Source organism: Rhizobium sp. 05L429 (assembly GCF_056397645.1).
Genome location: NZ_JBFTNV010000010.1, coordinates 33,025 through 54,212 on the forward strand (window position 1 = coordinate 33,025; position 21,188 = coordinate 54,212).

Below are 21,188 nucleotides of genomic sequence, written 5' to 3' on the forward strand. Positions count from 1 at the left end.
TTTCAGCCTAGTTTCGCCCGCGTGTCTGCGGTGCGCTCGAGGATCTCCCAGGTCACGCATTCATCAAGAACGGGGACCTTGCCCGGGAATTTTCCGATCTCACGGAAGAGATCCACCTGCTTTTGCAATTGTTCGCGAGAGTGCCAGCCCCAGCCATGTTCCCTGGTGGTCTCATCGAACGACAGCGAGGCGATGAGGTCGACGGTCTGATACTCGACCTGTCGATCGAGTGCCGGGTATGCGTCGCACATGATATCCACTGCAGCGCGGCGGTTCTCGTAGGCCCAGGCCCAGCCCTTTGAGAGGGCGCGAACGAACTTCACCAGGTTTTCTTTCTGCGCAGGATAAGCCTCCGCCGACGTGAAATAGGAGTTGGCATAATTCGGCGCGCCGATTTTGGCGGGGATCAAGGTGATGATGTCCGGACCCAGAACAGACAATGCCTTTGTGTTCGTGAGGAAACCTGTGACGGCATCGACTTGTCCCGCCAGGAGGGGCGTCATATCAGCGCCCATAGTCACTACTTTGACGCTGTTCCGGTCCAATTTGTTCTGGGCCATGATCAGATCGAGCAGATAGCGACCGTTAGGATTGATCGCGACTGTCTTGCCCACCAGATCTTTTGCCGTGCGGATCGGAGACTTCGGAAGCGAAACATAGGCGTATGGCGAATACCGGAAACCGCTCGCAAACAGCATCAACGGACGTCCGGCCTCGAATGCCGTAAAAAACTGCGCCGTCGACGAAAGCTCGCCCATCTGAGCCTGGCCAGCCAGGACAGGAGGTACTGTCTGGGCATTCGGCCCGCCAGGACCGAAGGTCACATCGAGCCCCTCGTCCTTAAAGAAGCCCTTCTTCTGGGCGACGATATCCCCGAGCTGGCCGTTTCCGATCAGCCAGTCATACTGGATGCGGACACCAACGTCCGATGCCTGCGCGTTTCCAAATGAAACGAATGTCCCGCCGATGGTAGTTGCCGCGGCAGTTTTCAKAAAGCTTCTTCTGTTCATGACAACGATCTCCCAGTTGGTGTGACAGCCGGACTTTTCGATCCCCTTGTTGGCTGACGCGATCGTTGTAATGTTCATTTCTCGGCTGGCATAGAACCAGTCTGTTCAAATTTCAGAACCAGTTTACAGCGAATGGCTCGGTGGTTTGGCGTCTCCAAATCTGTTGCGCCTGCTTTGCGACGTCTTTGAGCAAGCCTAGCCTTTGATAGCCCCCGCCGTCATCGAACCCGAAATCTGTCGATACATCAGCAGGCCAAGGAAGACTGGAGGCAAGGCGCCGAGGACCATGACCGCAGACGCTGTGCCCCACTGGACGCCGCCGCCGCTTGCCGCAAAGAAGAACGATGCACCGACCGTCATCGGAACAGCCTTGTTCGTCGTCAGCATCAAACCGAAGAGGAACTCGTTCCAGGCGGTGATGAAGCCGAAGATGAAAGTCGTCACCAGTGCAGGCCGCACAACCGGCCGGATGATGCTGAGCATGATCTGCCACGAACTCGCCCCGTCTACCCTCGCCGCCTCGTCCAGTTCGAGCGGAACGTCGGAAATCGCATTGACGAGGATGACGAGCGCCAGCGGCGTGTTGACGATGGTCAGGATCAGGCCGAGACCAAGCTGAGTGTCGAGCAGGCCCAGAAACTGGTACATCATATAAAGCGGGATTGCGAAAATGATGAGCGGTACGGCGCGCAGATTAATGACGATCGGCAGCAGCGTGTGTTTGCCCACCTCGCTCCTTGCAATCGCATAGGCCGCCGGAAAGGCGAGCAGGATCGCAAGTCCGGTGCCGATCAGGGAAGCGACGGTACTGTTCCAGAGGTAGGAATAGATGTTGAAACGATCGGTCTGTGTCAAAACCCGCAGGTAATTTTCAAAGGTCGGCTGGTTGACCCATAAACCGGGATTGATTGAAAGTTCGCGCGCGCTTTTGAACGACGTGACGAGCGTGACGATGACGGGAAAATTCATTGCGAGAGCGGCGACAGCAAAGACGATCCAGCGGAGCGCGTTCATCATGGCTTATTTCCCCCTGCGGCGGGCAAGCCAGTTGAGGCCATAKAGTACGGCCAGCGACGTCAGGAAGAGGACAACGGAAGCCGCAACCGCCTTGCCGATCGCGCCCTCCTTGAAGAACGCCTGATAGATGTAGATCGACAATGATGTCGTCGAGCCGCCTGCACCGCTGCCGGTCAGCGCATATACGTTGTCGAAGACGCGAAAGCCGTCGATGAAACGGATGAAGAAGGCGATCACCAGCGTCGGCAGCATCAGCGGCAATTCGACGAACCAGAGAACCTTGATGGCCGAGGCACCGTCGAGCGCGGCGGCTTCCCGCACGTCGATCGGCACTGCGACATAGGCCATGTAAAAGAGCAGAAAGGCGAATGGTGTCCATTGCAGTGTTTCGACCACGATCAGCGTCCAGAACGCATKAGCGACATCGAGGAAAGCCGGACTGTCGCCGAACCACGCGAAGAGATAATAGGGCACCGGCCCGGCAAATTCGTGCAGAACGAGCCGGTACATTAGGCCGATCATGGCAGGCGCTACCATCAGCGGCAGCATAAGTGGCGCCATCAATACAGATCGCTTGGAAAGAAGAGGCGCCAGGAAGATCGCTAGAAACAGCCCGAGCAGGCATTCGATAAGCGCCGTGAGAATGCCGAAGCGCAGGGAAAAGGACGTGGCGCGCCAGAAATCTCGGTCGGAAAGCACGGCAAGGTAATTGCCGAAGCCGCTCAGCGTCGGACTTCGCAGGGTCTGGAAGTCGACGGTCGAGACCGAATAGATGAGATTGATGACTGCAGGAAAGCCGAGAAACAGCAACAGGAACCCCACGAGCGGCGTGAGATAGGCCCTTGCCTCGGCACGTTTTATGATAGCCATTTCGATCCGCCGGATGGGCCGGACGCCTTGCAATGCGGCAAGGCGTCCGGCGGGTATCACTTCTTCAGGAGGTCCTGCATTCCGGCCTTGGTGTGAGCCAGCGCATCGTCGAGGTTCTGCTGACCTGACCAATAGCCGGTGAACTCCTTCGCCTGCAGTTCATAGACGGAGAGTGCGTTGGCCGACGTCGCACCGTTCATCACGTAGCCGTATTTGCTGGCGAACTCGCCGAGCTTGACGAGATCCGGTCGTTCCTTGGCCACTTTCGCCACCACGTCAGGCGCAAGGGCTGGAGAACCGCCCTGTCGGGCATAGAGCAAGGCCGCATCCTCGGTCGCCAGCCATTTCAGGAATTTGACTGCGCCGTCCTTGTTCTTTGCGTTCTTGTTCAGGCCGAGGCCGAGGCCGTGAATATGATCGGCGCGACCATCCGGCCCGGACGGCGGTGCTACGATGCCGGTGACTTCAGCAACGGCAGGGTTTTTCTCCGCACTGGTGAGATCTGCGGCAGCAGCGTTCCACTGAAGTGCTGTTGCGGCCTGCCCGGAACCGAAGGCCGCATTTGTCTCGGCATATTCGTAACTCAACGAATCCTTAGGCGAAGCGCCAGCGTCGTAAAGCTTCTTGTAGAGTTCGAGACCGGTCTTGTAAGCGTTGGAATCGACAGTGACATTGCCCTCCTCATCGGTCCAGTTTCCACCGTAGGAGCGTGGCACGGACTGAAACACCATCATGTTGAAAAGCAGGTTCTTCATCTGCAAGACGGTGCCGTAACGGACGGGGCTTTCGGAATTCACCTGCTTGGAGAAATAGAGAGCCGTCGCCGCCCAGTCGTCCMACGTCCAGCTGTCTGGATCCTTCGGCTGCAATTCCTTGCCGAGATACTGCTTGGCGATTTCTGCATACTTCTTCTTGGCCGCATCGTCCTTCATCAGCGCGTTGATCAGATCTTTGCGATAATACATGAAGTGCAGCGACAGGTCCGTCGGCACGCCGTACTGCTTACCGTCGAACTGCATCGTCTTCAGAACGGAATCGCCGAACGTCTTCGCAGCGCCATCGCCGAGATCGACAGGCTCCATGTAGGGCGCGTAGCGGCCGATCGAGTAGGTGGCAACGAGGTTGATGTCAAACGCGGTCGATCCCGCTGCCATGTCGGCCTGCAACTTGTCGAAGAAACCTTCTCGATTGAAGAACAGGAGCTCGACCTTGTCGGCGTCGCTGATGCCGGCTGTTTTATTGTAGGCTTCGACGGTTGCGCGGAGCGCCGTTTCTTCCGAGCCGCCGGGCCAGCCGAGAACGGTCACAGTCGCATTCGAGGTTCCTGGTAGAGCAACGCTTGCCAGAAGCAGGGCAAGCGCGGATAAGGTCTTTCTTTTCAATGTCATCGTAGTTCCCTCTTTTTTGTTAGGTTAGGATCGATGTCTTCCGGAATTCATCAGTTACCCAGCACTGCAAGGCTCGCCACGCCAATGATGCCTGCACGGTTACCGAGCTTGGCGGGCACGAGAGAAGGCGTCAGCCTGATATCGACACCCACGAAGCAATCACGCATGCGATCGAGATAACCCACTGCAAGGCCGATACCGCCGCCGATGACGATACGTTTCGGATCGAGCATCATCTGGATGTCACGGCAGAGCGTAGCCGCACGAAATGCCGATTGCGAGACGATCGTGGCAGCCCAAGCCTCGCCTTTGTTGGCATGTTCGAAAACCTCGGCGGCAGTTCCCGGATGCCCTGCTTTTGAGGCCTCGACTGCCATCCACCGGCCGGACGTCTGATCTTCAAGTGGCGATTGCCCCGCGGACGGACCGCGGATCAGCCCGAAATGGCCGGCGAGCCCAGTCAATGGGCGACCATTGATGATAATGCCGCCGCCGATGCCGGTCGAGATGGTGAGGAATACCAGATCCCCACCCTCGCCGGCACCGAACCGGTACTCTCCCCAAGCCGCCGCCTGTGCGTCGTTGATCGCAAAAGCCGGTTTGCCGAAAGCAATCCTTGCCTTGTCAACCAGTGGGTATCGGTCGGGAATCCCGAGCGTTGCCGGATTGAGCGCAGACCAGCAACCGTCTTGGATGAAGCCGGTAACCGCAATGCCGACGCGGGAATAGCGATCGGCCCATGATCGAGCAGAGCTGGCGATCGCGGCAAGCCATGTATCGGGACCAGCCTCCCGTGCTGTCGGCACCGTCATTTCATCCAGCACTTCGCTGCCTCTGACCAGCGCTGCCATCGTCTTCGTGCCGCCGATATCGATGGCAAGGGTCGTTTGCGTACCGTCGGCATCATAGGCCGTAGCAACGGCATCGCGGAACCACGACGTGACGTGCTCGGTGCGCGTGATCGCCGAGCCCACGACCACGGCGAAAGCCCCCGCCTCGGCTGCGCTTGCTGCCTGCTCAGGCGTGCGGATGCGGCCCTCGGCAATGACATAGGGCGTGAGCGTGCGCATCGCGGTGATCAGGTCGATATCCGGATCGATCGGTTCAGGCCCACCGACATAGCCGGAAAGCGTCGTGCCGACGAAGTCGACCCCGGCCGCCAAGGCGTTCCGCGCATCTTCAAGGCTCGAGCAGTCGGCCATTGTCAGCTTGCCGCGTGCTCTGACCGCCTTCACCAGAGCCTCGATGGACGCCGGCCGCACACGATCCGTGGCGTCGAAGGCGACGATGTCGGCGCCGGCATCGACCAGCGCTTCGGCATCGGCAACGAAGGGCGTGATCCGCACGGGACTGTCATCGAGATCGCGCTTGACGATACCGATGATCGGCACGTTCACGGCGGGACGTACAGCTTTTACATAGCCGACAGATTCGATCCGCAATGCCTTTGCACCGGCATCGACGGCGGCTCTCGCAAATCCGATGACGAAGTCAGCGGTGTCCGTCGGCCCGCCGGGAACCGGCTGGCAGGAAACGATAAGGCTTTTCTTGATGTCGTCGCGCTGCAATCGTGACACTCCCTTTCAGCATCACGATAATTGGAAAGTACCAGATTACAACCAGTTTATAACTGGTATCATCGCGTCAGCTCGAACACGAAGTCGTAAACGTCGCCCTTGTAGCGGCTCTCGCAATATTCGACGATCTGACCGTCGCCAAGGAAGCAGCGGCGCTCCGTCATCAGCAGAGGTGCCCCGGCATCGCAATCGAGATATTGCGCATCCTCCGCCGAGGCCGCCCGCGAGCGCATGCGCTGAACGGCGCGCTGGGGAAGAAAACCGCGCGCCTCCAGCGCTTGGTAGAGGGAGTCGCCGACCAGATTCGCCGAAGGGATAAAGCGGACCGGGACAGTCGATATCTCGACCGCTATAGGCACGCCATCGGCCGTGCGAATGCGCTTCATGCGTAGGATGTTGCTGTTTCCAGCAACCCCGAGTGCCATCATTTCCGTGGGAGAAGGCCGGCTTATCTGCTTGGAAAGCCAAATACATCCGGGAGTGAGCCCACGTGCAATTATGTCTTCCGAGAAGCTGGTAAGCGTGGAAAGAGACTTTTCGACACGCGATCCGACCTCGGTCTTGAAGCCGTGGCGGCGATTGAGGAAGCCCTCTTCCTCAAGCAGCGCCAATGCCTTGCGTATCGTGACGCGCGAGAGCGACAGCGTCTCCGCAAGCACGCGCTCTCCCGGCAAAACGGCACCGGCCTTGAGCGTATTTGAGAGGATCGCAGTTTCCATAGCCAATTTCAGCCGCTTGTAGAGCGGCAGATCGGATGCCGATGCCTGTAATTCCCTGCCGATCACGTCGATAAGTTCATCCGTAGCCATGACTTTTCCGGTGCCCTCAAATTTTTCTGCGGAAGCCGTCTGGATCTATACTGGTATTAAAGTGCGAGGGCAATTCCCTGGCTGCCGATCGGATTCAAGCCGGAAATTCGAACTTGCCCATTTGACAGATATCCTACAAGTGGATATGTGGATTTCATCTTATCGGCGAAGCGAAGAGAAGATCAGGCATGGCGTTGAAATCGATGAAGCCGCTGACACGCKCACCGCTGCTGCATGTATCCGTGCAGGAAAGCCTACGCGCTTACATCCATGACAACGGCCTGGCACCAGGGACGCTGCTGCCGGCCGAGGGAGAACTTGCCACCCAGCTCGGCGTGAGCCGCAATTCGCTGCGCGAAGGCATCAAAGCGCTGGAATCGCTCGGTGTGCTGGAGACGCGGCGCGGTGTTGGCATCTTCGTGAAGGCCTTCTCCTTCGAGCCGCTTCTGGACAACCTCGCCTACGGCCTTGGCGGGGCATTGCGACAGATCGAGGAAGTGATCGAAATCCGCCGCACACTTGAGGTGGGCTTGATCGGCAAGACGATCGAGAGGATCGGCGAGGAAGACATCGCCGAGTTGCGTGCGGCCGTCAATCGTATGCGCACGCATGCCGAGCGCGGCGAAACTTTCGCCGAGGACGATCAGCTGTTCCACCGGCTGCTGTTTCGCTGCCAGGACAATGAAACCCTTGTGCGGCTGATCGATGTCTTCTGGCTCGCCTTCTACAAGGCGTCGGATTTCGTCAACCTCGACAATGCCGATCCAATGGCGACCTGGCGTGATCATGCCGCGATCGTCGATGCGATCGAGGCAAAGGATCTGGAGGAGGCGCGCAGGCGTCTGGATCGTCACTACGAGGGGATTGCCCGGGTGATTGCCAACAACAAGACAAGTTCAAACGTGGGAGGAACACATGAAAAGACTGTCTAGATTATCCATTATCGCGCTTGGCGCCATGCTGTCGACGGTTGCCGTGCCGGCTCTAGTCGTTTCGGGTGTCGTAACCCGGGCCGAGGCCGCCACTCTGTCCGGCGGCTTCGATGTCGGTCCCGGCGGCTTCCAGGGCAACTTCAATCCGCTTGCCGCGACCTCCGGCTTCACCTGGCTCAGCGTCTACTATGAGCCGCTGGTCACCTATGACCAGAAGCTGCAAAAGGTCGTCGGTGCGCTGGCAAGCTCCTACGAGGTCAGCCCGGATCAGATGACCTATACGTTCAAGCTGGCAGATGCCAAATGGCATGACGGCAAGCCCTTCACCGCCAAGGACGCGAAATTCACGATGGGCCTTGCGATGGATGCGAAAACCGGCTCGGTTCTCGCTGCGCGGCTGAAGGCCGTATCGTCCGTCGAAGCGCCGGATGACCACACTGTCGTCATCAAGCTCAGCGCACCGAGCGGCAGTCTGCTCGATACGATGACCAAGGTGATGATGCTGCCGGAGCACGCGCTCTCCTCGATACCGGCCGACCAGCTGGCGAAAAGCACATGGTGGTCCACCACTCCGATCGGCACAGGCCCGTTCAAGTTCACCAAATATGTCTCGGATCAGTATGTCGAACTTGCCGCCAATACCGATTATCGCGGTGGCAAGCCCGCACTGGAACGCGTCATCAATCGCTATTTCGCCAACCCGGCCGCAGCGATTGCGGCGCTGAGATCCGGCGAAATCCAGTTCACCTATGTCGATTCCAACGACGTTCCGACCTTCAAGGACAACAAGGACTTCAACGTCATCGAAGGCGACTCTTTCGTCGTCAACTATCTCGGCTTCAACCACGATTCTCCGATCTGGAAGGATGTGCGGGTCCGCAAGGCGGTGATGTATGCGATCAATCGCGATGCCATCATCCAGAGCCTTTACGGCGGCGCAGCCAAGCCCGCCAACTGCGCTTATGTCGCCGAACAGTTGATCCCGCAGGGCATCGACGCTTATGCCTACGATCCGGAAAAGGCCAAGCAGCTTCTGACTGAAGCGGGCTGGGAGCAGATCAACGGCGGCAAGCCGCTCACGCTTCTGACCTATTACACCACACCGCTTGCAACCAACGTGCTTGCCGCTGTCCAGGCGATGCTCGCCCAGGTCGGCATCAACATCGTGCCCCGCGCCGTTGATACACCGACCTATAACAGCATCGTACTCAACCCGAAGCCGGATGTTGCCCAGTTTCAGATGGTTTACGCCGGGCTGCAGAACGGGCCGGATGCGGGAAGCATCAATGTCGGCCTCAATGAGAGCCAGATCCCTCCGGCCGGACCGAACGTCGCCAGGGTTCGCATGCCCGAMCTCAGCAAGGCGCTCGATACCGCACTTGCCGAGCCGGACAGCGCAAAGCGGGCTGCCGCCTATCAGGACGTCTGCAAGGTCATGAACACGAACCTTCCCTGGGCGACGCTCTGGGTGGCAAACCGCTACGGTGTCGTCTCGGCCAAGGTGAAKGATTTCGTCTGGACGCCCGCGCCGGGTGGCGGCCCGTATCAGGCCGATCCGCAGAAATGGTCGATCGCCCAATAGGCGATTCCGCAAAGCTAAAGGGTGGCTTCGGCCACCCTGACAGACGGATTTACGATGCTCCGATACAGCCTCAAACGCCTGATTATAGGAATAGGCATGCTCATCGCCTTGAGCATGCTGATCTTCCTGATGCTGCGCCTGGCGCCAGGCGATCCGATCGATGCCTATATCGATCCGAACATACCGATGTCGCCATCAGACCTTGCCGATCTGCGTAGCAGGCTCGGGCTCGATCAGCCTTTGCCCCTTCAGTATCTCGGCTGGTTGCAGCAAGCGTTGATGGGCAATCTCGGTTATTCGATCAAGCGTCTCGATCAGCCGGTTCTAGGTCTTGTTGTGTCGCGGATTGGTCCGACAGTGCTATTGATGGGCACCGCACTCGCCTTCGCTATCGTCGCCGGCATCGCCTTTGGCGTAATCAGCGCTGTCCGCCGTAATTCTTTCGCCGATCTCTCGCTGTCTGTGGTCGCGCTCGCCGGCATATCGAGCCCTGCATTTCTCAGTGCACTGATCGGCCTTTATATTTTCTCAGTGCGGCTGCACTGGATGCCTTCAGGAGGCATGCTGACGCCGGGCGAGGAATTCTCCGTGGGCGATCTCCTTCACCACCTGATCCTGCCGGCCGCACTTCTGTCCGTCGCGCAAGCTGCGTTGATCATGCGCTACATGCGCGCCTCGCTGCTCGAAGTCCTCAATCAGGACTACGTCCGTACGGCGCGCGCCAAGGGCGTTCACAAGTTCTGGGTGGTGACCAAACATGCCTTGCGCAATGCGCTTCTTCCGATCGTCACGTTGGTCGGTTCCACCATCGGCCTTGCAATAGGCGGCGCCATTTTCATCGAGAGTGTCTTCAATTGGCCAGGCATGGGGCTTCTGCTGGTCGATGCCGTGCAGACCCGCGATTATCCGGTCATCATGGGGGCAACGCTCATCATCGGCGCTTGCGTCATCGTCGTCAATCTTCTGACCGACATCACTTATGCGATCGTCGATCCGCGCATCAAGGTGGGCTGACATGCTGGCACGCTCTCCGCAATCCCGCAGCCCAGGGCCACTTGCCCGCGCCTTCGGACGCTTCCTGCACAATCGCGCCGCCGTTGCCGGCGTCTGCATCGCAGTTCCCATGCTGCTGTTGATCCTCTCCTACCCGCTGTGGTGGACTTTCCGACCGAATGACATCGATCTTTTGGCGATGAACAGCGGTCCGACGAAGACGCACTGGTTCGGAACCGACGGCGTCGGCCGCGACGTCTTTGCGCGGGTGCTGGAAGGCGGCAGGATTTCGCTCCTGGTTGCCGTCGCATCGACGGCTCTTTCCGCGGTCATCGGCTTTCTTTTCGGAGCCATCTCGGCGCTTGCCGGACGCTGGGCCGATGCAGCTTCCATGCGCTTCGTCGATCTGGTGATGACCCTGCCGCCCGTCATCTTTCTGCTTGTGCTTGCTTCGATTGCAGGCACCGGCATCTGGCCGACGGTTGTCGTCATCTCGCTTCTCTCATGGCCGTTGCTTGCACGCATGATCCGCTCCCGACTGCTGGAATTGCGCGAGCGTGACTTCGTCATGGCCGCGCGCGGCATGGGTGCCGGCATCGGCCACCTGCTCTTCCGCCATGGCCTGCCGAACTCGATCGATATCCTTGTGGTCTACGCAACGCTGCAGATCGCCAATGCCATCCTGCTCGAGGCTGGCCTGTCCTTCCTCGGCCTGGGCATCGCGCCGCCGGCGGCAAGCTGGGGCAACATGCTGAATGCGGCCCGTTCGACGGCCGTGCTCGAACAATATCCGTGGCAATGGCTCTTCCCCGGCGCCGCGCTGATCCTTGCCGTGCTTGCGATCAACTTCATTGGCGATGGCCTCAGAGATGCCTTCGACCCACGTGCCGAACTGAACTGACAATCGAAAGAAAGAGAAAATGACCAAATTCAAGGGTGTTGTTCCCCCCGTCGTCACGCCGCTCAATCCGGATCTCACTGTCGACTACCCCTCCTATACACGGGTGCTGGAACATCTGATCGATGCCGGCTGCCACGGAGTCTTCGTGCTGGGTTCGACGAGCGAAGTCATCTTCCATGACGAAAAGACCCGGCGCGAAATCATCGAGCATTCCGCCAAGGTGGTGAACGGGCGCGTGCCGCTAATCGTCGGCGTCATCGATCCGACCACGGATCGTGTCATCGCCCATTCGAAGGTCGCAAAGGCGGCCGGCGCCGATGCGGTCGTGGTGACCGCACCCTTCTACACCGTCACCAGCCAGTCCGAGATCCTCGATCACTTCCGCTATATTCGCGACGCGGTGGACGTTCCGCTGGTTGCCTACGACATTCCCGTCTGCGTGAACGTCAAGCTGCAGCGCCAGACGGTCGTGACCCTTGCCAAAGAAGGCGCGATCATTGGTCTCAAGGATTCCAGCGGCGACGACGGCAACTTCCGTTACGCGCTCCTGGACCTCGCCGAACACAAGGACATCTTCCTGATGACCGGCTCCGAGATCGTCGTCGACAATGCTCTCCTGATGGGTGCGCACGGCGTCGTTCCCGGTATCGCCAATGTCGATCCCCACGGCTACGTCCGCCTTTGGGATGCCGCCCAGCGTGGCGACTGGGTCGCCGCCAAGAAGGAGCAGGAGCGGCTTTGCCGTCTCTTCGAAATCGTCTGGGTCGCGCAGGGCCGTGTGAGCGGCGGCGCATCCGGCATCGGTGCCTTCAAGGCCGCCATGCGCAGCCTGGGCATCATCGAGTCTGCCGTGATGCCGCGACCGCGCGCTGCTCTGAACGATGCCGAAACCGCGCGGATCGACGGGATCCTGCGCGCGACCGGCCTTCTGAACTGAGCGAGCAGATGGAACAGACCGCCGAACCCGTACTCGACATCAAGGGATTGCGAACGATCTTCCGCGTCCGCGGCAGCGAGATCACGGCGGTCAACGATATCGACTTGACGGTCGCCGCCGGCGAGACACTTGCGCTTGTCGGCGAATCCGGCTCCGGCAAGTCGGTGACCAGCCTCTCGGTGATGCGGCTGCTCACCCGCAATATCGGCGTGATTGCCGCCGGCAGCATCCGTCTGACCACACGCTCGGGCGCGGTCCAGGATCTTGTGTCCCTCGACGAGGAGAGCATGCGCAGGATCAGGGGCGACGACATCGGGATGGTGTTCCAGGAGCCGATGTCGAGCCTCAATCCCGTCTTCACGATCGGCGATCAGATTTCCGAACCGATCCGTATCCATCGCGGTGCAAGCCGCAAGGCCGCGATGGATGCCGCCGTCACGCTGCTTGAAAGCGTCGGCATCCCGGACGCCAGGCGCCGCGCCGGCCAATATCCGCACGAACTTTCCGGCGGCATGCGCCAACGCGCCACGATCGCCATGGCGCTGGCCTGCGATCCGGCGCTTTTGATTGCCGACGAACCGACCACGGCGCTCGACGTGACGATCCAGGCGCAGATTCTCGATCTGCTTCTCAAGCTGCAGCGCGAGCGTGGCATGGCGATGCTGTTCGTCACTCACAATCTCGGCGTCGTCGCCGAAATCGCCCATCGCGTCGCGGTGATGTATGCCGGACGGATCGTCGAAGAAGGACCGGTCGGCGAGGTTTTCCGCAATCCGAAGCATCCCTATACGATGGGCCTGCTCGCTTCCATGCCGCGCCTTGGCGACGCGTCGCGGATGAAACAGGCCGGTGAAAAGCTCTCTGCCATTCCCGGCATGGTTCCGAGCCTGATGAACATGCCGAGCGGGTGTGCCTTTGCCCCGCGTTGCAAATTCGCGGTCGATGCCTGTCGCGCCGCGGTTCCCGCACTTGAAGAGATCAATTCGCAGCATCGCAGCCGCTGCATCAGATGGCAGGAGATCTAGATGAGCGAACCACTGCTCTCTGTCCGCGACCTCTCGAAACATTATACTTCCCGCGGCACGCGGCTGAATATTCTGCAGGGCATCTCCTTCGATATCGGCAAGGGTGAAGTCGTCGGGCTTGTCGGCGAATCCGGCAGCGGAAAGACCACGATCGGGCGTTCCGTGCTTCGGCTGGTCGAACCGTCTTCAGGCAGCGTCCGCTTCGACGGGAAGGAGCTGACTGACCTTTCGGCTTCGGCGCTGAGACGGCAACGGCCACGCATGCAGTATATTTTCCAGGACCCCTTCGCCAGCCTGTCACCACGGATGACGATCGGCGAAATCCTTACGGAAGGCTTGAAGATCCAGGGGATCGGATCGGCACGCGACAGGCTTGAACGAGCCCAAGCCGCCTTGGCCCAGGTCGAGTTGCCAGCCGATGCGATCAACCGGTATGCGCATGAGTTTTCCGGCGGGCAGCGCCAGCGCATCGGAATTGCCCGCGCCTTGACCTTGTCGCCCGAATTCATTGTGGCCGATGAACCGGTCTCCGCGCTCGACGTCTCGATCCAGGCGCAGGTGATCAACCTTCTCCGCGAATTGCAGCAACGGCTCGGCCTGACCATGCTGTTCATCTCGCATGACCTCGCCGTCGTCGAATACATTTGCGACCGGGTGATCGTGCTCTATCTCGGCCGTATCATGGAGATCGCGCCGAGCGCAGACCTTTATGCGAGACCGCAGCATCCCTATACGCGCGCCCTGCTCTCGGCCATTCCGTCACCCGATCCGGATGCCAGGCGCGACCGGCAGATCCTCAAAGGCGATATTCCAAGTCCGGCCAACCCGCCGAGCGGTTGCGTCTTTCGCACGCGCTGTCCGAGTGCGCTCGATGCCTGCGCGGGCGCGGTTCCGCAACTGCGCGAAGTCGCGCCCGGCCAGTTCAAGGCCTGCATTCGCGACGATCTCAACTGAACTGAAGTCACAGGGAAACAAGAGATGAACGCGAAGACGTCGCATCCGGCCGTGCGCGGAAACTGGGCGAGCCTGCTTCTGCCGATTGCGGCCGACGACAGCATCGAATTCGACAAGCTGAGTGAGGAGATCGATATCCTCATCGAGGCCGGCGTCGACGGCATTTATTCGAACGGCACCGCCGGCGAATTCCACAATCAGACCGAGGAGGAGTTCGACAGGATACAAGCGTTGCTAGCCGAGCGCTGCGGCGCATCCTCGACGCCATTCGTGATTGGCGCCTGCCAGCCGGACCCGCTGATCATGCTCAACCGCGTCCGGCGCGCTTCTGAGTTCGATACCCTAGCCATTCAGGTAATATTGCCGGACTGGTGGCCGCTCACCGATGCCGAGGCGATCGATTTTCTGAGCCGTGCTGCGGAAATTGCCGATGGCATCCCGCTCATTCTCTACAATCCGCCACACGCAAAACGCGTCCTCACGCCCAAGGAACTGGGCGCCGTCTGCGCGGCAGTGCCCGGTATTGCCGGCATCAAGCTCGCCGATGGCGACAGCTCATGGTATGCCGAAGTCCGCCAACATCTGTCGGGGCTATCGCTCTTCGTTCCCGGCCATCATCTCGCAACCGGCACGAAGGAGGGTGTGGCGGCAGGCTCGTTTTCTAATGTCGCCTGCCTCAGTCCCCGTGGCGCGCAGACGTGGACGGCTTCAATGCGCGACGATATCGACGCCGCTCTCGATCTTGAGCGGCGGATCTGTGCGTTCATGGACAGGCACATCGTTCCTTTCCGCCAGAACCATGGGTATTCGAACGCCGCGCTCGACAAATTGCTGAGCGCGATCGGCAATTGGGGACCCGTGGGGACTCGTCTGCGGTTTCCTTACCGATCGATCGACGCCTCGGAAGCCGTGAGGTTGCGAAGCATTGCAATGTCTGAGCTCCCCGAGCTGTTTTACTGGTTCACAGTTTGAGGCGCGTTGGCGGTCTTGATCGGATTCGCACTCGCGACCAGCACGTTATGAATTCGGCGAAGGCATTGATTAGAAAGTGTCTCCCGCCCAATCTTCATGGCCGTGCCGGATACGGATCACGAATATGCTCCCGTCTTCAATGATGCGATACACCACAAGGTGTGCCTTGAACGGATGGATCCTGACAGGAGGAGAAATCTCATAGCGTTCGCGAGCCATTCTTGGGTTGGTGGCGATGAGTTCGAGCAAGGCAAAAAGCTCATCGTGATATCGCCTGGCAACGAGTACTCCGAAGATGCGGATGCCTTCTTCTGCAATGGAAACAACGTCCTCTTCCGCTTGGATCGAAAGGGTGAATGGCATCAAGCGCTTCCACGGTCGATCTCGGCTCGAGCGGTGGCTTCAGCAAACAATTCGTCCCTTGACCGGCTCCCAACGCCGCTTCTAATCMCGTCGTCGACAAAGCGCTGCATMTCGGCAATCTTATCCGTACGGGCTTGGTCTCTACGGATCAGGTCCCTGACATAATCGCTCGCGTTTGAGTATCGACCCGTCTTGGCCTGTGCTTCGACCCAGTCTTTCATGGGCGCTGGCAGAGATACATTCATCGTCGCCATTGGAGTCTCCTTGTTGCCTCAAGATAGTTGCTGATGGCAAAGTTTGTCAAACTGATGGTGAGGTTTCAATTCACGCTCTTGAGAAGGTTCGATCCAACGCTCAGCCATTATCAAGGCTTCTGGCCTGAAACGCGCCAACACGCACGTCAGTTTTTCCAATCCGCACCACGCGCGTCCCGGACAGTCGCCGCGATTTCCTCGACCGGCCGCAGAGGATCTCAGCTTTCACGCATCACGCACACTATTCTGATTTCGTTGATGAGGGGCAACGCTTTCTCTCGAGCATGTCGGCGGTCCCCTCCCTCCCGACAACTCGATGAATGCTTTCCGGGGGAAGGTCGAGTTTGCGCTGGCGAGATGTCGCCAGATCGCTAGGATCGTGACACATCCGCTTTGACTGCGGTTTTCCTGCCAGGTTCTGATTTCAAGGCAGGGACCGAAATGAGGTTTGTTCTGTTCAATTCGGCGGGTGTATTCAGAACGTGCTGGAGGAGCGCTTTATGAATTCGATTGACTTGAAAGACAGGGTGACCGTCGTCACCGGCGGCGCACAGGGGATAGGTTATGCCATCGCCGAAAGGGTGATCCAGTCCGGCGGGAAAGTTGCTCTCTGGGATTCAAATGGCAGTCGTTTGGCCGATAGTGCCAGGACACTCGGACCGAATGCCCGCGCATTCGAGGTCGACGTAACAGATTTCGAGCTCATCGGCAGCGCGGCGTCGGCGACAGAGGAGGTCTTCGGAAGGATCGATTGCCTGGTGAATTCGGCGGGGATTACGGGAAAGGTCAAACCGACGATCKAATACGATGTCTCGGAGTGGCGCAGTGTCGTAGACGTTTGCCTGACGGGCACATTCAACTGCTGCCGCCACGTTGTGCCGGTCATGTTGAAACGCAATTACGGTCGGATCGTCAATATCTCATCTGTGGCCGGAAAAGAGGGCAACCCGAATATCGCGGCCTATAGTGCTGCCAAAGCAGGCGTGCTTGGCTTCACCAAGTCTTTAGGCAAAGAGCTTGCGAAGACCGGAATTGCCGTCAACGCCATTACGCCCGCCACAGCGAAGACGCCGATACTCGATGGCCTTACACCGGAATTCATTGAATACATGCTGGTCAGGATTCCGCGAGATCGCTTCGCCGAACTCACGGAGATCGCGGCGATGACGGTATGGCTCCTGTCGGAGGAAAACTCGTTCACGACGGCGTCCACATTCGATCTTAGCGGCGGAAGAACGACTTACTAAGTGCATCGGTTGCCACCACGCGGCACTGCGATCGGCTGAAAGCCCTTGCGTTCCATCACCTACCAGGCCGTGCAAGCGACCGAGCGATATCGATGATATCGTCACGGCCGGCGGTCGGATCCTCCCGATTCCAGGCGATCCCGAGCCCGATCTTGAAATCGACACCCCTCACCGTCTTCAGTTCGAAACCGCGGTTCGGCAGATCCTGAGTCCATTCCGGCACGAAGCCGATGCCAAGACCGGCCGAGACCAGAGACACGAGCGAGAAGGTATCGTCGCAGGTGTAGGCGACATTGTCGGTCAGATCATGCTCCTCGAACTTTTCCGCAAAATAGCGCTCGCTGTAGGAAAGGTTCTGACGGGAAAAGGAGAGATTTTCTCCGATCGCAGATCCTCCAGATCGATCTCGCTCTTTGCAGACAATGCACTCTCCTTGGCGGCCGCCAGCAGATAGCGCTCATGGGCAATCGAGAAGAAGCGCAGCGAGCGATATTCTCCACCGGCCTGATGAAGCCGAGATTGATGCGGCCTGCCTCGATATGGCGGATGATGTCGTCGGTGGTGCCGCTTTCGATATGCATGCGGATATCGGGGTATTTGCGGGTAATGCGCAACAGGAAGGCCGGCAGCACGCCGATCGTGGCGGGATCTGCAATTTCGCGTCGCGTTTGGTCCGCTGCGCTCAGGTCAGTGGCATCGCCACTGGTCGCATCGGTGTGCCCGTCGCTCCGCGCAATTTGATGCATGCGCCGAAGAAGGCAAATTCGTAGAGCTTCTCGCCGGCAAGTTCCTCGAGGTAAGCCATTTCCAGGATGGGAACACCTGCTTCCGCCAGCAGATAGGTGTGTACGGGAAAGAAGTTCAATTCATGCGCCGAGGGCGTCTGTTCGAGTGTCAGGTTGTCGGCGCCGATCATGATGGCACCGTGCTTGGCAATAAACTCGGCTCCCTCGCGGTTGAGGCCAGGTGTATTTCTGGTGAAGGCGAGGTCGGGCCATAACAGCATCTGGCCAGTGCGAAGCAAAACGACATCGCCTGGCAGAATTGCTAGGCCCTGCTTCTTAAGGCAGTCCACGATGTCGGATTTGCCGATTGGATGGCTCGGCGGCAGTGTATCGACACCATACATAGCCGCGATATCGAGAAGAATGCCGCGTGCAAAAATCGGCGGATATTTTTCCGGGCCGCAAACATCCCAGGCACGGCTGCCGAGGTGATCACGCGCCGTGAAGCCATTGAAGATCTCGCCATTGTAGCCGAAGTGGTTGAACGTATCGATATGGGTGCCGCAATGGGTGTACATCGAGATGCTGTCGCCGGAATAGGCGACAAGCTCGTTTTGTTCGCGCGTCACGCCCATCGTGTTGGCGACGATTTCGCCCTGCGGCGTGTGGGTCATCCATATCTGATAAGGCTGGTCGCCGGCGCCGAACCAGCCGGGCATGCCGACGAAATGGTCGACCGAGAGGTCAAAGACCTTCGAGGCATCGGTGCGGCCGATGATCGCCGAGCGCGACCGTGCGTCGATCAGGTTGAGCATGCCGATTTCGTCATCGCTGCCGTAGGGGCTCTTCGTCACCTTATGAAATTCGGCATTGTAAGCGATGATCTTGCTTTTCGTCGCCTCGTCGACATAGCATGCCATGCACATTGCAACTCTCCTTGTTCGCGTTCGCAGCCGCGGGAGCGACCGCCTTCAGATCGTTTCGCCGCGAATGATCGGCTCGGCGCCAAGCGCCACCGACAGCAGCTGTTCATCAGTCCGCGCCAGCCCCGACAACAGGAAGCCGACGGGCAGTTGGCCTCTATCGTCGGTCAGGTCATGCTCCTCGAATTTTTCCGCGAAACAGCGCTCGCTGTAGGAGAAATTCTAGCGGGAAAACGAGATGATCTTCTCGGAGCGCAGATCCTCGAGATCGATCTCGCTCTTCAAGGCCAGCGGGCTGTCCCTAGCGACGGCCAGCAGGTAACGCTCATGGGCAATCGCGAAGAAGCGTAAGGAGCCGATATTCTCCACCGGCGGGATCAAGCGGAGATTGATGCGGCCTGCCTCGATATGGCGGATGATGTCATCGGTGGTGCCGCTTTCGATATGCAGGCGGATACCTTTGCAAGATCCTGCGGGGATCGGGCGTTGCTTCTCGCTCGACGCCGCCTTGACTTCAACGCATTGAGAAACGCTCAGGTCGGAAGGTCGCCAGCATGGGATGCTCGGTATCCGTCACAAGCTCGAACGCGAGCAACTCACCTACGATGAGACCGAGTGTTGCGCCGCTATGGCTGAACGCCACGTAATAGCCTGGGATAGCCTTGATAGCCCCAATCACTGGCTCCCCGTCGCCAGGGATGGGCTTGCCACCAACGCCGATAGAAGCGACCTCGAGTTGCGGATTGCCTTCCATCACCTTCGAAGCTTCTGCCAGAAGCTCTGCAACCACGCTATCGTCGATATCATAGCTGCCGTCTGCGCGCACTGTCACGCCCTCGTCGGCCGCCCAGTCGGCATCCAGCGAGAAGGTGCCGCCTGGCGCTGGGCGAACAGCGACGCGCGGTGTATTCAGAACAGCGCGCAGTGGATGGGCGAGCGGCCGGGTCTGCACAAGAAGGGCGATGGGGGTCCCATCTGAGATGATCAGCCCGCTTTCCGCAGCCATCTTCGGCACGGCTGGGCCGGTCGCGAGCACAACAGCATCCGCTTGATGGCGGAAACCATTTCTAGTTTCCGCGCCAATCGGACGACCACCGTCAATCACGACCCGCGCAGCCCCTTGATCCGTCACCAGAACGCCCCCGAGCGCAACAAACTCCTCAAGAAGGACACCAATCAGCGTCGGAAGATCGACCCAACCTTCGCCGGGATTGAAGATTGCGCCCTGCGGGGTGATTGCGCCCGCGTCGACACCTGGTACGATGCGAGCGACTTCGGCTGCGGAAAGCCTCTGCGCGTCATAGGCAAGCGAAACCTCGTGGCGATAGGCTGCTTCGATCTCGTTGCGCTCGTCGTGCGCGTCCCAGGTCAGTCCCCCATCAAAACGAAGCCATTCCGCATCGGGATTTTGCGCGGCGAGCGTGCGATAACGGTCGATGCCGGCCATACGCAGCTGATGATATGGCTCAGAGCGCATGCGCGCCGAGTTCAGCCAGGAGAGCGAGCGGCCGGATGCGCCGTTGGCGGGCGAGCCGTCATTGAGGATCGTGACCTTGATGCCGCGCCGCGCAAGTTGCACGCCCGTTGAGACGCCGAAGATACCGGCACCGATGATGGCGGTCGAAGAGATGGTGTTGTTGGTCATGGTTGGCTTTCAACTGATTGTTATATGGATGGGTGAAGCGGTCAGGGCTCTTCCCAGTGGCCGCTGGCGGCGGAGCGGAAAAGCGCGTCGATCGCCTTCATGTTCGCGATTGCATCGCCAAGCCCGGTCTCGACAGGCTTGCCGGAGAGAACGGCTTCAGCAAATGCGTCGACCTGTTCGCGATATTGGTCGATTGGCGCGATTGCGATCTCCTCACGACCGCCCCCGGCCAGATCGCGGCCATCGTCGAAGATAAGGATCGTCGGCTCATCGCCCGGTGCGTTGAAGGGAATCGGGATTTCCAGACGCCCGCGCGTTCCAAGCACCGTAACCTTCTGCGTGAGAGCGAGCTGTGTGGAACAGGTGAAGGCAAGCTGCCTTCCCTCCGGGAAGGCCAGCAGCCCGCTCGTCAGGCGGTCCGTGCCAAAGACGGGATCGCGCTCCATGAGCGCAATCGCCCGAACCGGTTCCGCGTCGAACAGGAAACGCGCCGTGTTGATGGCATAACACCCGACATCGAACAGACCGCCGCCACCAATTTCAGCCTGGTTTCGTACGTTCCCGGGGTCGTCGAGATAATAGGAGAAGATCGTCTGGATAACCCGCACTTCGCCGAGGCGTCCCCCGGCGATCAACGCGCGTGCCGTCTTCCATTGTGGATGGTGGCGCACCATGAAGGCCTCTGCGACCGGCAGGCCGGCCGCCTTTTGTGCCGTCGCCAGTGCTATCGCCTGCGCGGCATCAAGCGCGATCGGCTTCTCGCAGAGCACTGGTTTTCCATGCTCCAGCGCCTTGATCGTCAGTGGCACATGCAGATGATTGGGCAAAGGATTGTAGATCGCATCTATTTCCGGATCGGCAAGCAGATCCTCGTAGCTGCCATAGGACTTGGCGATGTCGAAGCGCGCCGCCATCTCTTTGGCCTTGTCGGCATCGCGCGAAGCGATTGCTGCGACGCGCCCCAGGCGACTGGACTGGATGGCGGGAATGACCGCCTTGGCAGCGATGCCCGCGCAACCGAGCACGCCCCATCGTATCGTTCGTGTCATTTTTTCTTCTCCCGA

General features: G+C 59.4%; 20 protein-coding genes and 2 pseudogenes. 9 read left to right on the forward strand and 13 right to left on the reverse strand.

Annotated elements, in window-relative coordinates; genetic code table 11:
• Positions 1 to 2: 2 nt before the first annotated feature.
• From AC1DNW_RS12635 to AC1DNW_RS12660, 6 genes are all read right to left on the reverse strand, one after another.
• Positions 3 to 1,010: an ABC transporter substrate-binding protein gene (locus AC1DNW_RS12635; protein ID WP_477852901.1), complete on the reverse strand. Its 1,008-nt coding sequence runs from the start codon at positions 1,008 to 1,010 to the stop codon at positions 3 to 5.
• A 195-nt stretch (positions 1,011 to 1,205) separates the two neighbouring features.
• Complete coding sequence (locus AC1DNW_RS12640; protein WP_477852902.1) at positions 1,206 to 2,027, reverse strand: carbohydrate ABC transporter permease; 822 nt, start codon at positions 2,025 to 2,027, stop codon at positions 1,206 to 1,208.
• 3 nt (positions 2,028 to 2,030) lie between these two features.
• Entirely contained in the window at positions 2,031 to 2,897 is an 867-nt protein-coding gene (locus AC1DNW_RS12645) for a carbohydrate ABC transporter permease (protein ID WP_477852903.1), read from the reverse strand.
• 56 nt (positions 2,898 to 2,953) lie between these two features.
• A complete protein-coding gene (locus AC1DNW_RS12650) occupies positions 2,954 to 4,285 on the reverse strand; it encodes an extracellular solute-binding protein (protein ID WP_477852904.1) in 1,332 nt (443 codons plus the stop codon).
• A 50-nt stretch (positions 4,286 to 4,335) separates the two neighbouring features.
• Positions 4,336 to 5,853 carry a putative N-acetylmannosamine-6-phosphate 2-epimerase gene (locus AC1DNW_RS12655; protein ID WP_477852905.1) on the reverse strand — a complete coding sequence of 506 codons (1,518 nt, stop codon included), beginning with the start codon at positions 5,851 to 5,853 and terminating at the stop codon, positions 4,336 to 4,338.
• A gap of 68 nt (positions 5,854 to 5,921) precedes the next feature.
• Entirely contained in the window at positions 5,922 to 6,671 is a 750-nt protein-coding gene (locus AC1DNW_RS12660; protein ID WP_113300473.1) for a GntR family transcriptional regulator, read from the reverse strand.
• A 188-nt stretch (positions 6,672 to 6,859) separates the two neighbouring features.
• On the opposite strand from AC1DNW_RS12660, the gene AC1DNW_RS12665 reads away from it, so the two are divergent.
• From AC1DNW_RS12665 to AC1DNW_RS12700, 8 genes are read left to right on the forward strand one after another with little or no spacing between them, the layout of a single operon-like run.
• Positions 6,860 to 7,603: a FadR/GntR family transcriptional regulator gene (locus AC1DNW_RS12665; RefSeq protein ID WP_477852908.1), complete on the forward strand. Its 744-nt coding sequence runs from the start codon at positions 6,860 to 6,862 to the stop codon at positions 7,601 to 7,603.
• Entirely contained in the window at positions 7,587 to 9,185 is a 1,599-nt protein-coding gene (locus AC1DNW_RS12670) for an ABC transporter substrate-binding protein (RefSeq protein WP_477852910.1), read from the forward strand. The genes AC1DNW_RS12665 and AC1DNW_RS12670 overlap by 17 nt, the downstream gene beginning before the upstream one ends.
• Before the next feature lie 54 nt (positions 9,186 to 9,239).
• The gene (locus AC1DNW_RS12675) at positions 9,240 to 10,199 is read left to right on the forward strand and encodes an ABC transporter permease (RefSeq protein ID WP_477852912.1); all 960 of its coding nucleotides are present in this window, start codon (positions 9,240 to 9,242) and stop codon (positions 10,197 to 10,199) included.
• A gap of 1 nt (position 10,200) precedes the next feature.
• A complete protein-coding gene (locus AC1DNW_RS12680) occupies positions 10,201 to 11,079 on the forward strand; it encodes an ABC transporter permease (RefSeq protein WP_477852913.1) in 879 nt (292 codons plus the stop codon).
• 19 nt (positions 11,080 to 11,098) lie between these two features.
• Positions 11,099 to 12,016, forward strand: a complete 918-nt coding sequence (locus AC1DNW_RS12685) for a dihydrodipicolinate synthase family protein (RefSeq protein ID WP_477852915.1) — start codon at positions 11,099 to 11,101, stop codon at positions 12,014 to 12,016.
• Positions 12,017 to 12,024: 8 nt separating this feature from the next.
• Positions 12,025 to 13,041 (forward strand): ABC transporter ATP-binding protein, encoded by a 1,017-nt coding sequence (locus AC1DNW_RS12690; protein ID WP_477852916.1) that lies wholly within the window; start codon positions 12,025 to 12,027, stop codon positions 13,039 to 13,041.
• Entirely contained in the window at positions 13,042 to 13,995 is a 954-nt protein-coding gene (locus tag AC1DNW_RS12695; RefSeq protein ID WP_477852918.1) for an ABC transporter ATP-binding protein, read from the forward strand.
• A gap of 24 nt (positions 13,996 to 14,019) precedes the next feature.
• Complete coding sequence (locus tag AC1DNW_RS12700; RefSeq protein WP_477852920.1) at positions 14,020 to 14,967, forward strand: dihydrodipicolinate synthase family protein; 948 nt, start codon at positions 14,020 to 14,022, stop codon at positions 14,965 to 14,967.
• 69 nt (positions 14,968 to 15,036) lie between these two features.
• On the opposite strand, the gene AC1DNW_RS12705 is transcribed toward AC1DNW_RS12700, so the two are convergent.
• Positions 15,037 to 15,330 (reverse strand): type II toxin-antitoxin system RelE/ParE family toxin, encoded by a 294-nt coding sequence (locus AC1DNW_RS12705; RefSeq protein ID WP_477852922.1) that lies wholly within the window; start codon positions 15,328 to 15,330, stop codon positions 15,037 to 15,039.
• A complete protein-coding gene (locus tag AC1DNW_RS12710; RefSeq protein ID WP_477852923.1) occupies positions 15,330 to 15,584 on the reverse strand; it encodes a type II toxin-antitoxin system ParD family antitoxin in 255 nt (84 codons plus the stop codon). The genes AC1DNW_RS12705 and AC1DNW_RS12710 overlap by 1 nt, the downstream gene beginning before the upstream one ends.
• A 500-nt stretch (positions 15,585 to 16,084) precedes the next feature.
• Between AC1DNW_RS12710 and AC1DNW_RS12715 the strand changes: the two genes are divergently transcribed.
• A complete protein-coding gene (locus AC1DNW_RS12715; protein ID WP_477853126.1) occupies positions 16,085 to 16,831 on the forward strand; it encodes an SDR family NAD(P)-dependent oxidoreductase in 747 nt (248 codons plus the stop codon).
• 55 nt (positions 16,832 to 16,886) lie between these two features.
• Here the strand turns inward: AC1DNW_RS12715 and AC1DNW_RS12720 are convergent.
• The 5 genes and pseudogenes from AC1DNW_RS12720 to AC1DNW_RS12740 form a co-directional block, all read right to left on the reverse strand.
• Positions 16,887 to 17,478: pseudogene (locus AC1DNW_RS12720) on the reverse strand (LysR family substrate-binding domain-containing protein); the annotation flags it as partial.
• A 35-nt stretch (positions 17,479 to 17,513) separates the two neighbouring features.
• Positions 17,514 to 18,482 (reverse strand): cyclase family protein, encoded by a 969-nt coding sequence (locus AC1DNW_RS12725; protein WP_477852925.1) that lies wholly within the window; start codon positions 18,480 to 18,482, stop codon positions 17,514 to 17,516.
• Positions 18,483 to 18,704: 222 nt separating this feature from the next.
• Positions 18,705 to 18,935 (reverse strand): annotated as a pseudogene (locus tag AC1DNW_RS12730) (LysR substrate-binding domain-containing protein); the annotation flags it as partial.
• A 58-nt stretch (positions 18,936 to 18,993) separates the two neighbouring features.
• A complete protein-coding gene (locus AC1DNW_RS12735; protein ID WP_477852927.1) occupies positions 18,994 to 20,124 on the reverse strand; it encodes an NAD(P)/FAD-dependent oxidoreductase in 1,131 nt (376 codons plus the stop codon).
• A gap of 41 nt (positions 20,125 to 20,165) precedes the next feature.
• Positions 20,166 to 21,173 (reverse strand): Gfo/Idh/MocA family protein, encoded by a 1,008-nt coding sequence (locus tag AC1DNW_RS12740; RefSeq protein ID WP_477852928.1) that lies wholly within the window; start codon positions 21,171 to 21,173, stop codon positions 20,166 to 20,168.
• Positions 21,174 to 21,188: the final 15 nt, after the last annotated feature.

Bases quoted from the DNA above. Each gene is read 5' to 3' on its own strand.
- AC1DNW_RS12640 (WP_477852902.1), bottom strand. From the start codon at position 2,027: ATGATGAACGCGCTCCGCTGGATCGTCTTTGCTGTCGCCGCTCTCGCA.
- AC1DNW_RS12660 (WP_113300473.1), bottom strand. From the start codon at position 6,671: ATGGCTACGGATGAACTTATCGACGTGATCGGCAGGGAATTACAGGCA.
- AC1DNW_RS12675 (WP_477852912.1), top strand. From the start codon at position 9,240: ATGCTCCGATACAGCCTCAAACGCCTGATTATAGGAATAGGCATGCTC.
- AC1DNW_RS12680 (WP_477852913.1), top strand. From the start codon at position 10,201: ATGCTGGCACGCTCTCCGCAATCCCGCAGCCCAGGGCCACTTGCCCGC.
- AC1DNW_RS12685 (WP_477852915.1), top strand. From the start codon at position 11,099: ATGACCAAATTCAAGGGTGTTGTTCCCCCCGTCGTCACGCCGCTCAAT.
- AC1DNW_RS12690 (WP_477852916.1), top strand. From the start codon at position 12,025: ATGGAACAGACCGCCGAACCCGTACTCGACATCAAGGGATTGCGAACG.
- AC1DNW_RS12695 (WP_477852918.1), top strand. From the start codon at position 13,042: ATGAGCGAACCACTGCTCTCTGTCCGCGACCTCTCGAAACATTATACT.
- AC1DNW_RS12700 (WP_477852920.1), top strand. From the start codon at position 14,020: ATGAACGCGAAGACGTCGCATCCGGCCGTGCGCGGAAACTGGGCGAGC.
- AC1DNW_RS12705 (WP_477852922.1), bottom strand. From the start codon at position 15,330: ATGCCATTCACCCTTTCGATCCAAGCGGAAGAGGACGTTGTTTCCATT.
- AC1DNW_RS12725 (WP_477852925.1), bottom strand. From the start codon at position 18,482: ATGTGCATGGCATGCTATGTCGACGAGGCGACGAAAAGCAAGATCATC.
- AC1DNW_RS12735 (WP_477852927.1), bottom strand. From the start codon at position 20,124: ATGACCAACAACACCATCTCTTCGACCGCCATCATCGGTGCCGGTATC.
- AC1DNW_RS12740 (WP_477852928.1), bottom strand. From the start codon at position 21,173: ATGACACGAACGATACGATGGGGCGTGCTCGGTTGCGCGGGCATCGCT.